This is a genomic window from Hydrogenophaga crocea (genome assembly GCF_011388215.1).
In the GTDB taxonomy this organism is placed as follows: domain Bacteria; phylum Pseudomonadota; class Gammaproteobacteria; order Burkholderiales; family Burkholderiaceae_C; genus Hydrogenophaga; species Hydrogenophaga crocea.
In genome coordinates, this window is record NZ_CP049989.1 from 2,726,694 (window position 1) to 2,741,871 (window position 15,178).

Sequence of the window (15,178 nt, forward strand, 5' to 3'; positions counted from 1 at the left end):
ACAGCTTCGTGCAACTGCTGCAACTGCTGATCAGCGGGGCGGCGCAGGGGTGCATCTACGGCCTCATCGCGCTGGGCTTCGTGCTCATCTACAAGGCCACCGAAACGGTGAGCTTCGCGCAGGGCGATCTCATGATGGTGGGCGCCTTCGGCGGCCTGCTCACCATGACCCTGCTGGGCTTTCCGTTCTGGCTGTCGGTGATCGCGGCGATCCTGGGCATGGCCGCGTTCGGCATCGCGCTCGAACGCCTGGTGATCCGCCCCATCCTGGGCCAGCCTGCCTTCTCCATCGTCATGCTCACCATCGGCGTGGGCTACACGCTGCGCGGGCTGATCACCATGATCCCCAACATCGGCACCGAAACGCACACCCTGCCCGTGCCCTACGCGGGCCAGGTGCTCAACCTCGGCGCGCTCGTGATCTCGGCCGAGCAGATCGTGGTGATCGGCGCCACCGCGCTGCTGTGCGCGCTGCTGTTCGCCATGTTCCGCTACAGCAAGCTCGGCATCGCCATGCAGGCGGCGTCGCAGAACCAGCTCGCGGCCTATTACATGGGCATTCCCGTGAAGCGGCTCAACGGCCTGGTGTGGGGCCTGGCCGCGGGCGTGGCGGCGATCGCGGGCCTGCTGCTCGCGCCCATCACCTTCGTGCACGCCAACATGGGCTTCATCGGCCTCAAGGCCTTTCCGGCCGCGGTGGTGGGCGGCTTCGGCAGCCTGCCCGGCGCCATCGTGGGCGGGCTGATCATCGGCATCGTCGAGGCGGTGGCCGGCTTCTACCTGCCCGAAGGCTTCAAGGACATCGCGCCCTACATCGTGGTGCTGCTGATGCTGGTGCTCAAGCCCAACGGGCTGTTCGGCGAAAAGCTGCGCAAGAAAGTCTGAGGCCGATCCCATGCGCTTTCTCTTCAAGACGAATTACGACCAGGACATCCGCCTCGCCAAGCACGGCGGCCACGTGTTCTGGTACGGCCTGCTGTGCCTGTTCCTGGCGGTGGCGCCCTGGGCCATCGACGAGTACTGGCTCGCGCAGCTCACCTTCGTGCTGATCTACGGCATCGTGGGCCTGGGGCTCATGCTGCTCGCGGGCTTCACGGGCCTGTTCTCGCTCGGCCACGCCGCCTTCCTCGGCGTGGGCGCGTACACCCAGGCCGCGCTGGTGAACGCGGGCGTGCCCTTTCCCATCGCGCTGGTCTGCGCGGGCCTGCTGGCCGCGGCCGTGGGCGTGGTGGTGGGTCTGCCCGCGCTGCGCGTGAAGGGCATCTACCTGGGCATGGCCACGCTGGCCTTCGGCTTCATCGTCGAAGAGGGCCTGGCGCGCTGGGAATCGGTGACCGGGGGCAACAAGGGCCTGATGGTCAACTACCCGCAGCTCTTCGGCTGGGCGCTCGACACCACGCAGAGCTTCTACTTCCTGTGCCTGGTGGTGTGCGTGGCGAGCACGCTGGCCATCGTGAACCTCATGCGCTCGCCCACCGGCCGCGCCTTCGTGGCCATCCGCGACTCGGAGATCTCGGCACAGAGCATGGGCATCCACCTGGCGCGCTACAAGACGCTGTCGTTCGCGCTCTCGGCCGCGCTCGCGGGCCTGGGCGGCGCGCTCTACGCGCACAAGATCCAGTTCCTCTCGCCCGAGCAGTTCTCCATCATCCAGTCGATCGACCTGCTGCTGATGGTGGTGATCGGCGGCCTGGGCTCGATCCACGGCGCCTTCCTGGGCGCGATCTTCCTGATCGTGATGCCGCAGCTCATCGCGCTCGGCAAGGACTACCTGCCCGACGCCATCGGCCAGGCCGCGGGCCTGCAGGGCACGGTCTACGGCCTGGTGCTGATCGCCTTCGTGCTGTTCGAGCCCATGGGCCTGTACGGCCGATGGCTCAAGGTGCGCACCTACTTCCAGCTCTTCCCGTTCTACCGCAAGGGCATGTTCAAGCGGCAGAAGTCGTTCCAGAAATCGGACCGCCTGAAATGAGCAGCACCATGAACGACGACACCCTGCTCTCGGCGAAGAACCTCAGCGTGCGCTTCGGCGGCGTGCTCGCGGTCAACAACGTGAGCTTCGACGTGAAGAAGGGCGAGGTCTTCACCCTGATCGGCCCCAACGGCGCGGGCAAGACCACGGTGTTCAACCTCATCAGCCGCATCTACACGCCCACCACCGGCAGCATCGACTACGCGGGCCCGAACGGCGCGCTGCGGCTCACCGACCAGCCGCCGCACGCGATCGCGGGCCTGGGCATCGCGCGCACCTTCCAGAACATCGAGCTGTTCGAGCACGCCACCGTGCTGCAGAACCTGCTGATCGGGCGCCACACGCACCGCAAGACCGGCCTGTGGAGCGAGATCTTCTTCACGCGCAAGACGCGCGCGGCCGAGATCGAGGCGCGCGAGCGCGTCGAGCACGTGATCGACCTGCTCGACCTGCAGCACCACCGCGAGAGCATGGTCGCCGGCCTGCCCTACGGCGTGCGCAAGGTGGTCGAGCTCGCGCGCGCCCTGTGCACCGAGCCGCGGCTGCTGCTGCTCGACGAGCCCTCCTCGGGCCTGAACGTGGAAGAGACCGAGGACATGGCCTTCTGGATCACCGACATCAAGAACGAGCTCGGCATCACGGTGCTGATGGTCGAGCACGACATGAGCCTGGTCTCCAAGGTGTCCGACCGCGTGCTCGCCATGAGCATGGGCACCGAGCTCGCCACCGGCACGCCGGCCGAGGTGCAAAGCCACCCGGGCGTGATCGAGGCCTACCTGGGCAGCGTGGACGACGTGTCCAGCCTGCGCCGCGAAAACGCCAAGGTGTCCGCATGAGCGTGCCCACTTCCGACGCGCCCGTTCTCAAGCTCTCCAACGTGGAGAGCGCCTACGGCCCGATCAAGGCCATCCGCGGCGTCAGCCTGCAGGTGCGCCGCGGCGAGATCGCCACCGTGCTGGGCAGCAACGGCGCGGGCAAGACCACCATCCTCAAGACCATCAGCGGCATCATCGATCCGCGCAAGGGCACGGTGGAGTTCAAGGGCGAGAACATCACCGCGCAAGACCCGGCGCAGATCGTGCAGCAGGGCCTGCTGCACGTGCCCGAGGGGCGCGAGGTGTTCCCGCTGCTGAGCGTGCGCGACAACCTGCTCATGGGCGCCTACACCCGCAAGGACCGCGACGGCGTGGCGCGCGACATGGAAGCCGTGTTCGCCTACTTCCCCATCCTGAAGGAGCGCGCCGCGCAGGACGCCGGCCTGCTCTCGGGCGGCCAGCAGCAGATGCTCGCGATCAGCCGCGCGCTCATGGCCAACCCCGACCTGATCCTGCTCGACGAGCCCAGCCTGGGCCTGTCGCCCAAGCTCACCAAGGAGATCTTCGAGATCGTGGTGCGCATCAACCGCGAGCGCGGCACCACCATCCTGCTGGTCGAGCAGAACGCCAACATGGCGCTCAACGCGTCCGACTACGGCTATGTGCTCGAGAACGGCCGCATCGTGATGGAAGACACCTGCGCCCGCCTGCGCGAGAAAGACGACATCAAGGAGTTCTACCTCGGCATGAAGGAACAGGGCGTGCGGGCCGACCGGCGCTGGAAGAAAAAGAAGAACTGGAGATAAGGCATGAGCAACCTCTGGGACCTCTCTCACATCCAACCCGAGACCCGCGTGGTGCTCGATGGCGAAACCATTCCCGCGATGTTCTGGAACGGCGTGAAGGCGCGCGGCCCCCACGTGTGGATGCGTCAGAAGGACTTCGGCATCTGGCGCAGCTGGACCTGGGACCAGACCGGCGCCGCGGTGCGCGAGATCGCACACGGCCTGATGGCGCTGGGCTTCGCGCCGCGCGAGACCGCGTCCATCCTGTCGAACACCACCATCGAATGGGTGCTGGCCGACCTCGCGGTGCTGAGCGCGGGCGGCGTGGCCAACGGCATCTACCCCACCGACGCGGCCGAGCAGGTGCACTACCTGTGCGAAGACTCGCGCACCACGGTGCTGTTCGTGGAAGACGACGAGCAGCTCGACAAGGCGCTCGAGGTGCGCGATCGCCTGCCGCTGCTGCGCAAGATCGTGGTGGTCGACATGGACGGCCTGCGCGAGTTCCACGACGAGCAGGTGATGAGCCTGGACGCGCTGCGCGCGCTGGGTCGCGAGCACCTGAAGGCGCATGCGGGCGAGCTGGAGCAGCGCGTGGCCGGCGTGAAGCCCGAAGACCTGGCGATCCTGGTCTACACCTCGGGCACCACCGGCAAGCCCAAGGGGGCCATGCATTCGCACAAGGGCCTGGTCTACACCGTGCGCGGCTACAACACGCTGATCTCGCGCGACCAGAACGACGAGTGCATGTGCTTCCTGCCGCTGTGCCACATCGCCGAGCGCATGGGCGGCGAGTACTTCTCGCTCTACACCGGCGCCAAGCTCAACTTCGTCGAGAACCCCGAGACCGTGCCCGAGAACGTGCGCGAGATCGCGCCCACGGTGTTCACCGCCGTGCCGCGCGTGTGGGAGAAGTTCTACTCGGGCGTGATGATCGCGCTCAAGGAAGCCGGTCCGGTGCAGCAGGCCACCTACGCCTGGGCCATCGGCGTGGGGCAGCGCGTGGCCGACCTCGTGCTCAAGGGCGAGACCGTGCCCGAGAGCCTGAAGCTGCAGTTCAAGCTCGCGCGGCTGCTCGCGCTGGACAACGTGCGCAAGCTCATCGGCATCCACCGCTCGCGCTTCCTCGTCACGGGCGCGGCGCCCATTTCGCCCGACCTGGTGCGCTGGTACCTCGCGCTGGGCGTGCCCATGCTCGAGGTCTGGGGCATGACCGAGACCTGCGGCGCGTCCACCGGCATCCCGGCCGAGCGCATCAAGCCCGGCAGCATCGGCCCCGCGGCCCAGTACAACGAGGTGCGTCTCGACCCCGCCACGGGCGAGATCCTGGTGCGCGGGCCCAACGTGTTCATGGGCTACCTGAACCTGCCCGAGAAAACCGCCGAGACGCTCGACGCCGACGGCTGGCTGCACACCGGCGACGTGGGCACGGTCGACGAAGACGGCTTCTTCCGCATCACCGACCGCATGAAGGACATCATCATCACCGCGGGCGGCAAGAACATCACGCCCAGCGAGTTCGAGAACGAGCTCAAGTTCTCGCCCTACATCACCGACGCGGTGGTCATCGGCGACCAGCGCAAGTACCTCACGGTGATCATCATGATCGACCAGGAGAACGTCGAGAAATTCGCGCAGGACAACGACATCCCGTTCTCCAACTACGCCAGCCTCACGCGCGCGCCCGAGGTGCAGCAGCTGATCCAGGACGTGATCGACGCGGCCAACAAGAAGTTCGCGCGCGTCGAGCAGGTCAAGAAGTTCTGGCTGCTCGACACCCAGCTCAGCGCCGAAGACGAAGAGCTCACGCCCACCATGAAGCTCAAGCGCAAGCTGGTGCAGCAGAAGTACGCCGAACAGATCGAAGCCATGTACCGCTGACGCGGTCCCACCGGAGTCCCCTTCCATGCCCCTTCGCCACACCCTGACCGCCCTCGCGCTCACCCTCGCCGCCGGCGCCGCCCTGGCCCAGCCGCAGCAGGGCGTGAGCAAGGACGAGATCGTCCTCGGCTCGATTCAAGACCTCTCGGGCCCGCTGGCCGGTTTCGGCAAATCGATCCGCCTGGGCATGCTGCTGCGCGTGGACGAGATCAACGAGCAGGGCGGCATCAATGGCCGCAAGCTGCGGCTGCAGATCGAGGACAGCAAGTATGACCCGCGCAACGCCGTGCTGGCGGCGCAGAAGCTGGTCAACCAGGACAAGATCTTCGCCATGGTGGCCCACCTGGGCACCGCGCAGAACATGGCCGCCATGCCGGTGCAGTTCCAGAAGAACGTGGTGAACTTCATGCCCGTGACGGCCGCGCGCGAGATGTTCGAGCCGCTGCACCGCCTCAAGTTCGCCAACGCCACGCCCTACTACGACCAGGTGCGCGTGTTCCTGCCGCAGATCGTGAAAGAGAAGAAGCCCAAGGCCGTCTGCGCGATCTACCAGGACGACGAGTTCGGCCTCGAGGTGCTGCGTGGCGCCGAAGAAGGCCTCAAGGCCGTGAACATGCAACTGGTCGAGAAGACCTCGTTCAAGCGCGGCGCCACCGATTTCGCCTCGCAGGTCGCGCGCATGAAGGCCTCCAACTGCGACTTCGTGGTGCTGGGCACCATCATCCGCGAGACCATCGGCACCATCGCGACCGCGCGCAAGATGGACTTCAACCCGGTGTTCTTCGGCACGCAGGCCGCCTACACCGACCTGATCCACAAGCTCGGCGGCCCCGCCATGAACGGCCTGTACGCCACCATGGGCACGCAGCACCCCTACCTCGACGAGGCCTCGCAGCCGATCCGCTTCTGGGCCAACAAGTACCAGACCAAGTTCAACGAAGACCCCAACGTCTTCTCGGTGTACGGCTACAACGCCATCGACCTGTTCGCGCGCGCCGCGGGCAAGGCCGGCCCCAACCTCAGCACCGACAGCTTCGTGAAGGCCATGGACAGCATGACCGTGCCGCCCGACATCTTCGGCACCGCCCAGCTCACCTACTCGCCGCAGAAGCGCATCGGCAGCATGGCGGTGCGCCTGTCGCAGATCCAGGACGGCCGCTGGAAGGTCATCTCGGACTACGTGACCCAGTGAGCCTGGCGCACGGCGCCGGGAAGGGTTTTTCCGCATCACCGGGCCGGTGAAACGGCCCATCATCCCCGCGGGGACCACACCTCAGGAGACATCGGCAATGAAGAAGATTCCATCGGGCCTGATCGGCGCCGCCGTCGTGCTGACCGCCACCCTGCCCCTGGCCACCGGCGCGCTCGCGCAGGCCACGCAGGGCGTGAGCAAGGACGAGATCGTCCTCGGCTCCATTCAAGACCTCTCGGGCCCGATCGCGGGCTTCGGCAAGCAGGTGCGCCTGGGCATGATGCTGCGCGTCGACGAAGCCAACGAGCAGGGCGGCCTCAACGGCCGCAAGATCAAGCTCATCGTCGAAGACTCCAAGTACGACCCGCGCAACGCGGTGCTCGCGGCGCAGAAGCTGGTCAACCAGGACAAGATCTTCGCCATGATCGGCCACATCGGCACGGCGCAGAACATGGCCGCCATGCCGGTGCAGTTCCAGAAGAACGTCATCAACTTCTTCCCCGTGACGGCCGCGCGCGAGATGTACGAGCCCTTCCACAAGCTCAAGTACAGCTTCGCCGCCACCTACTACGACCAGATGCGCGTGGCCGTGCCCATGCTCGCCAAGGAAAAGGGCTCGAAGAAGATCTGCGCCATGTACCAGGACGACGAGTTCGGCCTGGAAGTCAAGCGCGGCGCCGAAGACGGCCTGAAGGCCGCGGGCATGGCGATGGCGGCCGAGACCACCTACAAGCGCGGCGCCACCGACTTCGCCTCGCAGATGCAGAAGCTCGCGTCCGAGCAGTGCGACATGGTGGTGCTGGGCACCATCATCCGCGAGACCATCGGCGCCATCGCCACCGCGCGCCGGCTCAACTTCAACCCGACCTTCATCGGCTCGAGCGCGGCCTACACCGACCTGATCCACAAGCTCGGCGGCCCCGCCATGAACGGCCTGTACGCCACCATGACGGTGCAGCACCCCTACCTCGACTCGGCCTCGCAGCCGATCCGCTTCTGGGCCACCAAGTACCAGACCAAATTCAACGAAGAGCCCACGGTGTTCTCGGTGTACGGCTACAGCGCCATGGACGCCTTCATCCGCGCGGCGACCAAGGCGGGCAACAACCTGACCACCGACAGCTTCATCAAGGCCATGGACACCATGACCATCCCGCCCGACATCTTCGGCAGCGCCGAGATGACCTTCAGCCCCACCAAGCGCCTGGGCAGCAACGCCACGCGCGTGTCGCAGCTGGTGGACAACCGCTGGAAGGTCACCACCGAGTACATGAACACCAACGCTTCGAAGTAAACCCGAACGAAGCCCGCGCTGCCCGGCCCACGGGCCATGCGCAGACACCGCCGCGGCGCGAGCCCCGGCGGTTTTTTTTCGTCCCTGGGGATGCCCCCGGGGGAACCCGGTCAGCGCCACAGGCACTCAGGCGCCAGGGTGCCATCGCTCGCACCCCCCGCCCACCGCTGCCTCTCACGCATGAACCACGTCTCGCTCTCTTTTTCGAAGCAAGCCAGCACTTCGTCGTCGAATTCGCCGTCGAATCGGCCGTCGCACTCGCCGCCGAAGCAGCCCGCGCCCGCTGCGCAGCGCCCCACCGACCTCAGCAACCTGCTCACCACGCCGCGCACGCCGCAGCCGCTGGACGACGACGCCTGGTCGCTTCAGGCCCGCCCGCCCGACAGCACGCCCATGGAAGCGCGCCTGCTCGTGAACCACATCGCACGCGGCCTGTACGAATTGGAGCACTGCCTGAGAGACCCCCATTGCCTGTTGTGGCGTGTCGAGTCGCAACACCAGGCGATGGCCACGGCGCTGCACACCCTGATGACCTGCGACAAAACCGCCGCGCAATGGCAGCAGACCCACCGCTTGCTCGTCCGGTTCAAGCAGCAGTGCGAGCGCGCGCAAGTGCGCTACCCGCACCCCTTCGAACCGATCGAGCGGGATGCTTGGCTGCGCGCCCGCGCCACCTACCGCACCCTCGATGCGCCCAGCCCCGCCGCGCACAGGCCCAGGCCCGACGAACAGGCCCTCACGCCACCCATGCACACCAGCAGCCTCGGCAAGCGGCCCCGGCTGAGCGCCGCGGCCCTGCAGTCGATCCCGCGGTCCACGCCGCACCCTGGCGGGTTCGACACCGCGTGCCAGATGCAGGCCCTGGCCCTCGATCTGAAGCGCGCCCTCGACGACAACACGCGTGTCGACCAGGCCGTGCTGGCGCTGCGCAGATTCCAGTCCGACCACCCGCAGGCCCCGGTCGCGGGCTGGATCGTGCAACTGCAATGGTCGGCTTTCGATCGCCTGGCCGAACGCTGGCCCACCCCCTTGCCCTTCTGAGGCCGCCACCCACGGCGTGTTCGCATGAAACGATCCTCCTCGCGCGCCGGCCATGGCCAGCCCCTGGCCCCGGCCGCGCCGGCGCGGCAGTCACCGCCCCCGCCGCTGCCCCCTGCGTGGCTGGCCGACGTCACGCACCAGCTGCGGCGGCGCAACCAGCTCACGCACGCGATGTTCGGCGTGCGACTGACGCCGGCGGCGCTCGAGCGCCTGATCACCGAGGTCGAGGCCTTCAACGAAGCGGTCAGGCGGCTGCAGGCCCACCACGACGACCCTGGCCTGTGCCTGCCGATCGCGCGCGCACAGATCGAGCGCGCGCGCTTCGTCTGCGATCCCCGGTCGAACCCGGCGTCCGGCGCACCGCCCGTGCCCGGGCCTGCCGGAGCCCCACCGCACATCGCCATGCCCGAAGGCGTGGCCGCGCTCATGCAGCGCTTCGACACGCTCGACTGCTGGGGTCCGCTCGGCGACGCCCATGCGCAATGGATCGACGAAGGCCTGGCCTGCCTGGAGCGCTGGGCGCACGGGGGCGCCGATCCGCGAACGGCCTGGGCGCTCCTGCTCATCGACCGGCTGCAGGCGGCGTTCACCGCCCTGCTGTTCTCGGGCCACCAGACCCTGCACGGGCTGGAGCGCCTGCGGCCCGCGCTGAACGCGTTCGTGGGCCTGTGCGAGCAGTCACAACAACAACGGCCCGGCCCCAGCGCCCTGGAGCCCCCGAGCCGCGAGCTCGTGGCCCGGGCATGGGGCCTCTGCCGCGCGGGCGCGGGGGCGCAGTGCGCCGAGCCCGACCCGCGCAGCGCGCTGGACAAGGACACCCGGGCGCTCGCCCAGGCCCTGGCGCAGCGGGACAACCGGCTCGTGCTGCAGTACCGCAACCGGGTGCAGCACGGCCTGCACCTGCAAGGCCTGGCGCCCACCGAGGCGCAGCAAGGGCTGATCGCCCAGGCCCAGGCCCGCGTGGGCCGGGCGGCGCAAACAGCCCCGCGCTCGCGTGCGACATTCGATTCACACTAGACTCGCGCGCATGACCTGCACCCCGGCCACCCCCGACTTCGCCAGCGCCCACGCGCTGCGCACGGTGGCCGCACGCCCCTGCTCAGGCCCGTGCATGGCCCTTCGCGGCCGATGCCCCATGGCCGCACATTCCTGAGCCCGGCGATCGCTCCCCTCCCCCCTCTGCACATTCCTTCCATCGCCGGGCCCTGACACCCCGTGCGTAGCCCTGGCCTGACCGCTGTGCGGTCGCGGCCCCTGGAAGGAGTCCTCCGTGTCTCTCACGCTCCGGCACGAGCGCGCGCCGGGCGCACAGCCGCGCCCCCGCCACGTTCCCGAACCCCCGCCCCGCCCCCCGCTGCTGGTGCTGACCCCGCTGCGCGCCGGCACCGGTGAGCACCTGCACCAGGCCGCGCGCCTCGCGCGCTCGCTCGACACCGGGCTGCGCCTGGCCTACTGCGCCGACCCCGGCCATCCCGCGCCGGGCGATCCGCTCGCGCGGCTGCAGCAACGCGCCCGCGCGCTGCGGCGACGCCACGCACTCGCCGTGGACGTGGTGGACACCCCCGTGCGCCAGCGCGCCGAGCTGCTGCGCCTGGCCCGCAGCGCCACCCTCACCTGTCTGGTCGACGCGGGCCCGGCCCCGCACGGCCGCGGCCGTGGCCTCGCCGAGCGGCTGCTCACGCCGCTGCTGCGCGCGCGCACCGGCCCGGTGTGGGTGATCCGCCGCGCGCCCACGAACGGCAACGGCCACAAAGCCGTGCACTGCCTCACCCGGCTCGACCCGGCAGAGTCCGCGCTGCTGCCCTGGGCGCGCGTGTTCGCGGCGCAGCGCCCACTGCGGCTGGTGCACGTGCTGCACACCTGGCTGCCGCCCGACGACCCGAACGACAGCGTGGCCCTGACCGTGTTCGACCACATGCTGCGCGAACGCCGCGTGCAGGCCCACCGCGCCATCGAAGCCCTGGCCGAACCGCTGCGCACCACCGGCTGCGCCCCCGGCCACACCGTGCTGTTCGGCGACGTGCCCACCGAGCTCGAAGCCCACCTCGCGCGCAGCGCCCCGGGCACGCTCGTGATGGGCCACACGCCCCGCCCCTGGTGGCCGCTGGCCCGGCCCCGCGCGCGCCAGCTGCTCGCGCTGGCCGACGACACCGTGGTCGTGCCGCTGCCCGCGCCCTCGCTGCGCGAGGCCCTGTCGAACGCCCTGCGCCGCGGACTCGACCGCGTGCTGGGGCCGACCTGAGGAACGCGGCATGGAACTCTCCAAACGGATCATCAAGGCCAAAGGCCCCTGCGCCGACGGCTTTCGCTGGCTGCTGCGCCACCACCCGCAGGGCCACGACTACCAGCCCCTGCTCGACGCCCTCGTGGCCGACGGCCGCGTGGAAGACGCGTGCTGGCTGCTCACCCAGTTCGGCCCCACCCAGGCCGTGCTGCAGCTCGACAACTTCGCGGGCGAAGCCCTGGTGTTCGCAGGCAGCGTGCAGGTGCGCCAGGGCGTGGACGTGCGCGGCCTGGTGCGCGTGGGCGGCACGCTGCGCGCGGGCGGTGACATCCGCGCCGGCGCGGCGCTCGGCGCGGGCGAGGCCATCGTGGCCGGCGGGCTGGTGGAAGCCGCCAGCGTGGACAGCGGCGGCGACCTGCAGGCCGGCGCGCTGCATGTGGACGGCCCCGTGCGCGTGCGCGACCACCTGCGCGTGGCGCGCGACCTGGTGTGCCAGCGCGAGCTGGCGGTGGGCGCGCAAGCCAGCGTGGGCGGTGTGCTCATGGTGCGCGGCGACCTGCGCTGCGAACGCAGCCTGCGCGTGCGCGGCGTGCTGCACGCCAACGGCAGCGTGCGCGTGGGCGACGGCCTGCTGGGCGACGACGCGGTGCACTGCGGCCGCCACCTCGACGCGGGCTGGGGCATCAAGGCGGGCGGCGCGATCACCGCGGGTGGGGCCATCCGCGCTGGCGAAAGCCTGAGCGCGCGCGGCGAGATCCGCGCGGGCGAGGGCTATGGCGTGTACGCCGGCCTGTGCGTGCCGCGCGAAGACTGGGCCACCAGCGCGCGCGTGGTGGCCGCGCAAATGCCCGAGCACCTGCTGAGCGGCCATTGGTTCGAGGAGCGGCTGGAGGGCGCGTTATGACAGCCTGGGCCCTGGACCCGCGCGGGTTCTTCACCCGCTGGCAGCGGCCCGCGGAACTGCGCATCGACGTCGAGCTGCCCGGCGAGCAGGTGCACAACGACCTGCACCGCCTGGGCCGGCGCCTGCGCACGCCCGGCGACGCCCTGCACGGCATCGCCACGCTGCCGGTGCCGCTGCGCGGTCTGGTGCTGCGACACCGCGAGGCCGACGGCGAGCACTACGTGTACGCGCAGGACACGGGCCTGCAGCGCCTGGCCGGCTACACCGTGTTCAACCGCCTGATCGAACTCGACCGCCGCGCCGACCGCGTGCTGCGCAGCCCGCACACCAAGATCGCCCCCGAATACCGCCGCCACGGCATCGCGAGCGCGGTGTACGGCTGGGCGCTGGAACAAGGCATGTGCCTCATCAGCGGACCGCGGCAGTCACCGGGCGCGCACGCGCTGTGGCGATCGCTGGGCCGCCGCCACCCGCTGCGCTTCGTGCGGCTGCAGGACAAGCGCTTGACCCTGCTCGGTGATGCGGTGAGCGAAGCGGTGCTGGAGGACTTTCACACGCGGATGGTGTTGTGGGGGCGGGGGTGGGACGAGGGGCGGTTTCGGGCCGCGGTGGGGGCCCTGTCCCATCGCACCGCGCCTTGTGCCCGCGACCAACCTGCGTGTGCCGCGGCAACACGCCCGAGCCATTAAATGGCAAGGAAGCCTCGGAATGCGCGGACCGCGCTACCGCGTTTGCAGACTGGTACCCTCCTGGGGTATCTATGCTCGCCTCTGAGAGGTCTCGGTGAACAACACGGATACGTCGTACTACGTCTACGCCCTCAAAGATCCCCGGCGTTCGCCGGCCGTTCCGTTCTACATCGGCAAAGGCGTTGGCACCCGTTCACACGATCACTTGCTTCGGCCCGACGACACGCGCAAAGGGCATCGCATCCGGGAGATTGAAGCGGCTGGCCACCAGGTCATGGCCGTCCGACTTGTCGATGCACTGACGGAATCGCAGGCGCTCAAGCTAGAAGCCGAACTGATTGCGGCTTTCGGGACTTTGGACTCCGGAGGGCTGCTCACGAACACCGTATTGCCCTCGGGATTGGGCACGAAGGCACGCGCGGCGGTGGTCGTACCCTCTGGCGTCAAAGAAAAGGCCCAGGTGGGCCTGAGCCTTCTGAAAGAGGCGGTTCTAGAAATGACGCAGGCCAACCCCGAGGGCGTGAGCAATGCAGATGTGGCCAGCTTGCTGGGCTTGCGCAGTGACTATGGAGGAGGCGCGAAGGACTACCTCTCTTACAGCGTCTTGGGGCTTTTGTTGCGCGACGGCAAGCTGGAACGGACCGCGAAAGGCAAGCACGTTGCACGTGTCAGGTAGCCCACAGCGGGGCTTTTGATCGACCTGGCTCTCAGCGGCAGGAACGAAGGGTTTGAGAAGCGCATCACTTGTTCACCAGTCGAGTGCCTTTCAAACCCGGGCCCTCCCTCACCCCCCGATCCGCGTCTGCGACTGCTCCCGCATGTACTGCGGCAAATAGTGGAACGAAGCCAGCGCCTTGCCGGTGCTGCCCGAGCCCTTCCAGCCGCCGAAGGGCTGGTAGCCGGGCCAGGCGCCGGTGGTGGCGCCCAGCGGGCGGTTCACGTAGGTCACGCCGGCTTCGATGTGGTCGAGGAACCAGGGCACTTCGTCCTCGGCGCCGAAGAAGCCCGCGGTGAGGCCGAAGGGGCTGGCGTTGGCCTCGGCCATGGCCTGTTCGGCGTGGTCCACGCGGCCGATCATCACCAGGGGCGCGAACATCTCGCGCCGCCACAAGGGGTGGTCCAGCGGGGCTTCGGCCACCACGGGCGCGCAGTAGTGGCCCTGGGTCGCGTCCGCGGGCAAGGGCCCGCTGGCCACGATGCGCGCGCCAGGGCCGCTGAGCTCGCGCACGCAGGCCGCGTGGCGCGCGGCCGCGGCGGCCGTGGCCACGGGGCCGGTCCAGCTGGACTGCAACTGCGGTTCGCCCACGGCCAGGGCCTGCACCGCGGTTTGCAGGCGTTCGATGAGCGCGTCCGCCACCGCGCGGTCCACGTACACGCGCGAGAGGGCCGAGCATTTCTGGCCCGACATGCCGAAGGCCGAGCGCACGATGCCCTGCGCAGCCACGTCGAGGTCGGCACGCGCGGTGACGATGGCCGCGTTCTTGCCGCCCATTTCGGCGATGCAGGGCCGCGGCCAGGCGCGCTGCGCCTGTGCGCGGTAGATGCGCATGCCCACCTCGTACGAACCGGTGAAGGTGATGCCGCCGATGCCGTCGTGCCGCATCAGGGCCTCGCCCACGGTGCCGCCGTCGCCCACCAAGGCGTTGAACACGCCATCGGGCAGGCCCGCGTCCTTCAGGCATTGCGCGAGCAGAAGGCCCGACCACGGCGTTTCCACCGACCCCTTGAGCACCACGGTGTTGCCCGTGATGAGCGCGGCGGCCGTGGGCCCGCCCGCGAGCGCGAACGGGTAGTTGAAGGGCGCGATCACGGCCCACACGCCATAGGGCTTCATCACGCTGCGGTTGCGGCTCACCAGGTGGGGCAGCGGGTCGTTGGGCAGCGCGTGGGCGAAGCCGGCGTGGTCTTGCATCTGCTGCGCGTAGATGTCGAAGAAGGCGCTCACCTCGGCCACCTCGCCCAGGGCTTCCATGCGCGTCTTGCCGACCTCGAGCGAGACGATGGCGGCCATCTCGTACAGGCGCTCGTCGACCAGGCGCGCGGCGCGGCGCAGCAGGGCCACGCGCTCGGGCCAGGGCGTGGCGCGCCAGGCGGGCCAGGCGCGGCGCGCGGCGGCCACGGCCTGGTCCACATCGTCCACCGAGGCCAGCGCGAAACGGCCCAGCAGCTCGCCCAGTCGCGCGGGGTTGTGGCGTTCGATGGTGGCCGCGCGCGGCACGAAGGCGCCGTCGAGGAACAGGCCATGGGTCTGGCCGAGCCGGTGTTGGCGCACCGCGGCCAGCGCGGCGTCGAAGCGCTGGTGCAGCTCGGGCGGCGGCGCGAACATCGTGGAATAGGTCAGTTTGAAGTCGCTCATGCCTTCGCCCGCGCGCGGGCCCTCCT

General features: G+C 69.3%; 14 protein-coding genes. 13 read left to right on the plus strand and 1 reads right to left on the minus strand.

Translation table 11 applies throughout. The annotated features are described in order from the left end of the window. Positions 1 to 8: 8 nt before the first annotated feature. The 13 genes from G9Q37_RS12860 (at position 9) to G9Q37_RS12920 (ending at position 13,472) form a co-directional block, all read left to right on the plus strand. Positions 9 to 884: a branched-chain amino acid ABC transporter permease gene (locus tag G9Q37_RS12860; protein WP_166227578.1), complete on the plus strand. Its 876-nt coding sequence runs from the start codon at positions 9 to 11 to the stop codon at positions 882 to 884. Positions 885 to 894: 10 nt separating this feature from the next. Next, positions 895 to 1,971 (plus strand): branched-chain amino acid ABC transporter permease, encoded by a 1,077-nt coding sequence (locus G9Q37_RS12865; RefSeq protein WP_166227580.1) that lies wholly within the window; start codon positions 895 to 897, stop codon positions 1,969 to 1,971. Between the two features lie 8 nt (positions 1,972 to 1,979). After that, the gene (locus tag G9Q37_RS12870) at positions 1,980 to 2,807 is read left to right on the plus strand and encodes an ABC transporter ATP-binding protein (RefSeq protein ID WP_166227582.1); all 828 of its coding nucleotides are present in this window, start codon (positions 1,980 to 1,982) and stop codon (positions 2,805 to 2,807) included. Next, positions 2,804 to 3,592, plus strand: a complete 789-nt coding sequence (locus tag G9Q37_RS12875) for an ABC transporter ATP-binding protein (protein WP_166227583.1) — start codon at positions 2,804 to 2,806, stop codon at positions 3,590 to 3,592. The genes G9Q37_RS12870 and G9Q37_RS12875 overlap by 4 nt, the downstream gene beginning before the upstream one ends. A 3-nt stretch (positions 3,593 to 3,595) precedes the next feature. Beyond that, a complete protein-coding gene (locus tag G9Q37_RS12880; protein WP_166227585.1) occupies positions 3,596 to 5,452 on the plus strand; it encodes an AMP-dependent synthetase/ligase in 1,857 nt (618 codons plus the stop codon). 25 nt (positions 5,453 to 5,477) lie between these two features. Further along, a complete protein-coding gene (locus tag G9Q37_RS12885; protein WP_166227587.1) occupies positions 5,478 to 6,644 on the plus strand; it encodes an ABC transporter substrate-binding protein in 1,167 nt (388 codons plus the stop codon). A gap of 97 nt (positions 6,645 to 6,741) precedes the next feature. Further along, positions 6,742 to 7,938 (plus strand): ABC transporter substrate-binding protein, encoded by a 1,197-nt coding sequence (locus tag G9Q37_RS12890; RefSeq protein WP_166227589.1) that lies wholly within the window; start codon positions 6,742 to 6,744, stop codon positions 7,936 to 7,938. Between the two features lie 180 nt (positions 7,939 to 8,118). After that, entirely contained in the window at positions 8,119 to 8,979 is an 861-nt protein-coding gene (locus G9Q37_RS12895) for a hypothetical protein (protein WP_166227591.1), read from the plus strand. Positions 8,980 to 9,003: 24 nt separating this feature from the next. Further along, positions 9,004 to 9,996, plus strand: coding sequence for a hypothetical protein (locus G9Q37_RS12900; RefSeq protein WP_166227593.1), 993 nt, complete (start codon positions 9,004 to 9,006; stop codon positions 9,994 to 9,996). A gap of 253 nt (positions 9,997 to 10,249) precedes the next feature. Beyond that, positions 10,250 to 11,221, plus strand: coding sequence for a hypothetical protein (locus G9Q37_RS12905; protein WP_166227595.1), 972 nt, complete (start codon positions 10,250 to 10,252; stop codon positions 11,219 to 11,221). Positions 11,222 to 11,231: 10 nt separating this feature from the next. Next, complete coding sequence (locus G9Q37_RS12910; protein ID WP_166227597.1) at positions 11,232 to 12,107, plus strand: hypothetical protein; 876 nt, start codon at positions 11,232 to 11,234, stop codon at positions 12,105 to 12,107. Next, positions 12,104 to 12,796: an N-acetyltransferase gene (locus G9Q37_RS12915; protein WP_240936384.1), complete on the plus strand. Its 693-nt coding sequence runs from the start codon at positions 12,104 to 12,106 to the stop codon at positions 12,794 to 12,796. Before G9Q37_RS12910 ends, G9Q37_RS12915 begins: the two co-directional genes overlap by 4 nt. Positions 12,797 to 12,890: 94 nt before the next feature. Then, entirely contained in the window at positions 12,891 to 13,472 is a 582-nt protein-coding gene (locus tag G9Q37_RS12920; RefSeq protein WP_166227599.1) for a GIY-YIG nuclease family protein, read from the plus strand. Between the two features lie 108 nt (positions 13,473 to 13,580). Here the strand turns inward: G9Q37_RS12920 and G9Q37_RS12925 are convergent, their stop codons facing one another. Continuing rightward, complete coding sequence (locus G9Q37_RS12925; protein ID WP_166227601.1) at positions 13,581 to 15,152, minus strand: aldehyde dehydrogenase family protein; 1,572 nt, start codon at positions 15,150 to 15,152, stop codon at positions 13,581 to 13,583. Positions 15,153 to 15,178 lie beyond the last annotated feature (26 nt).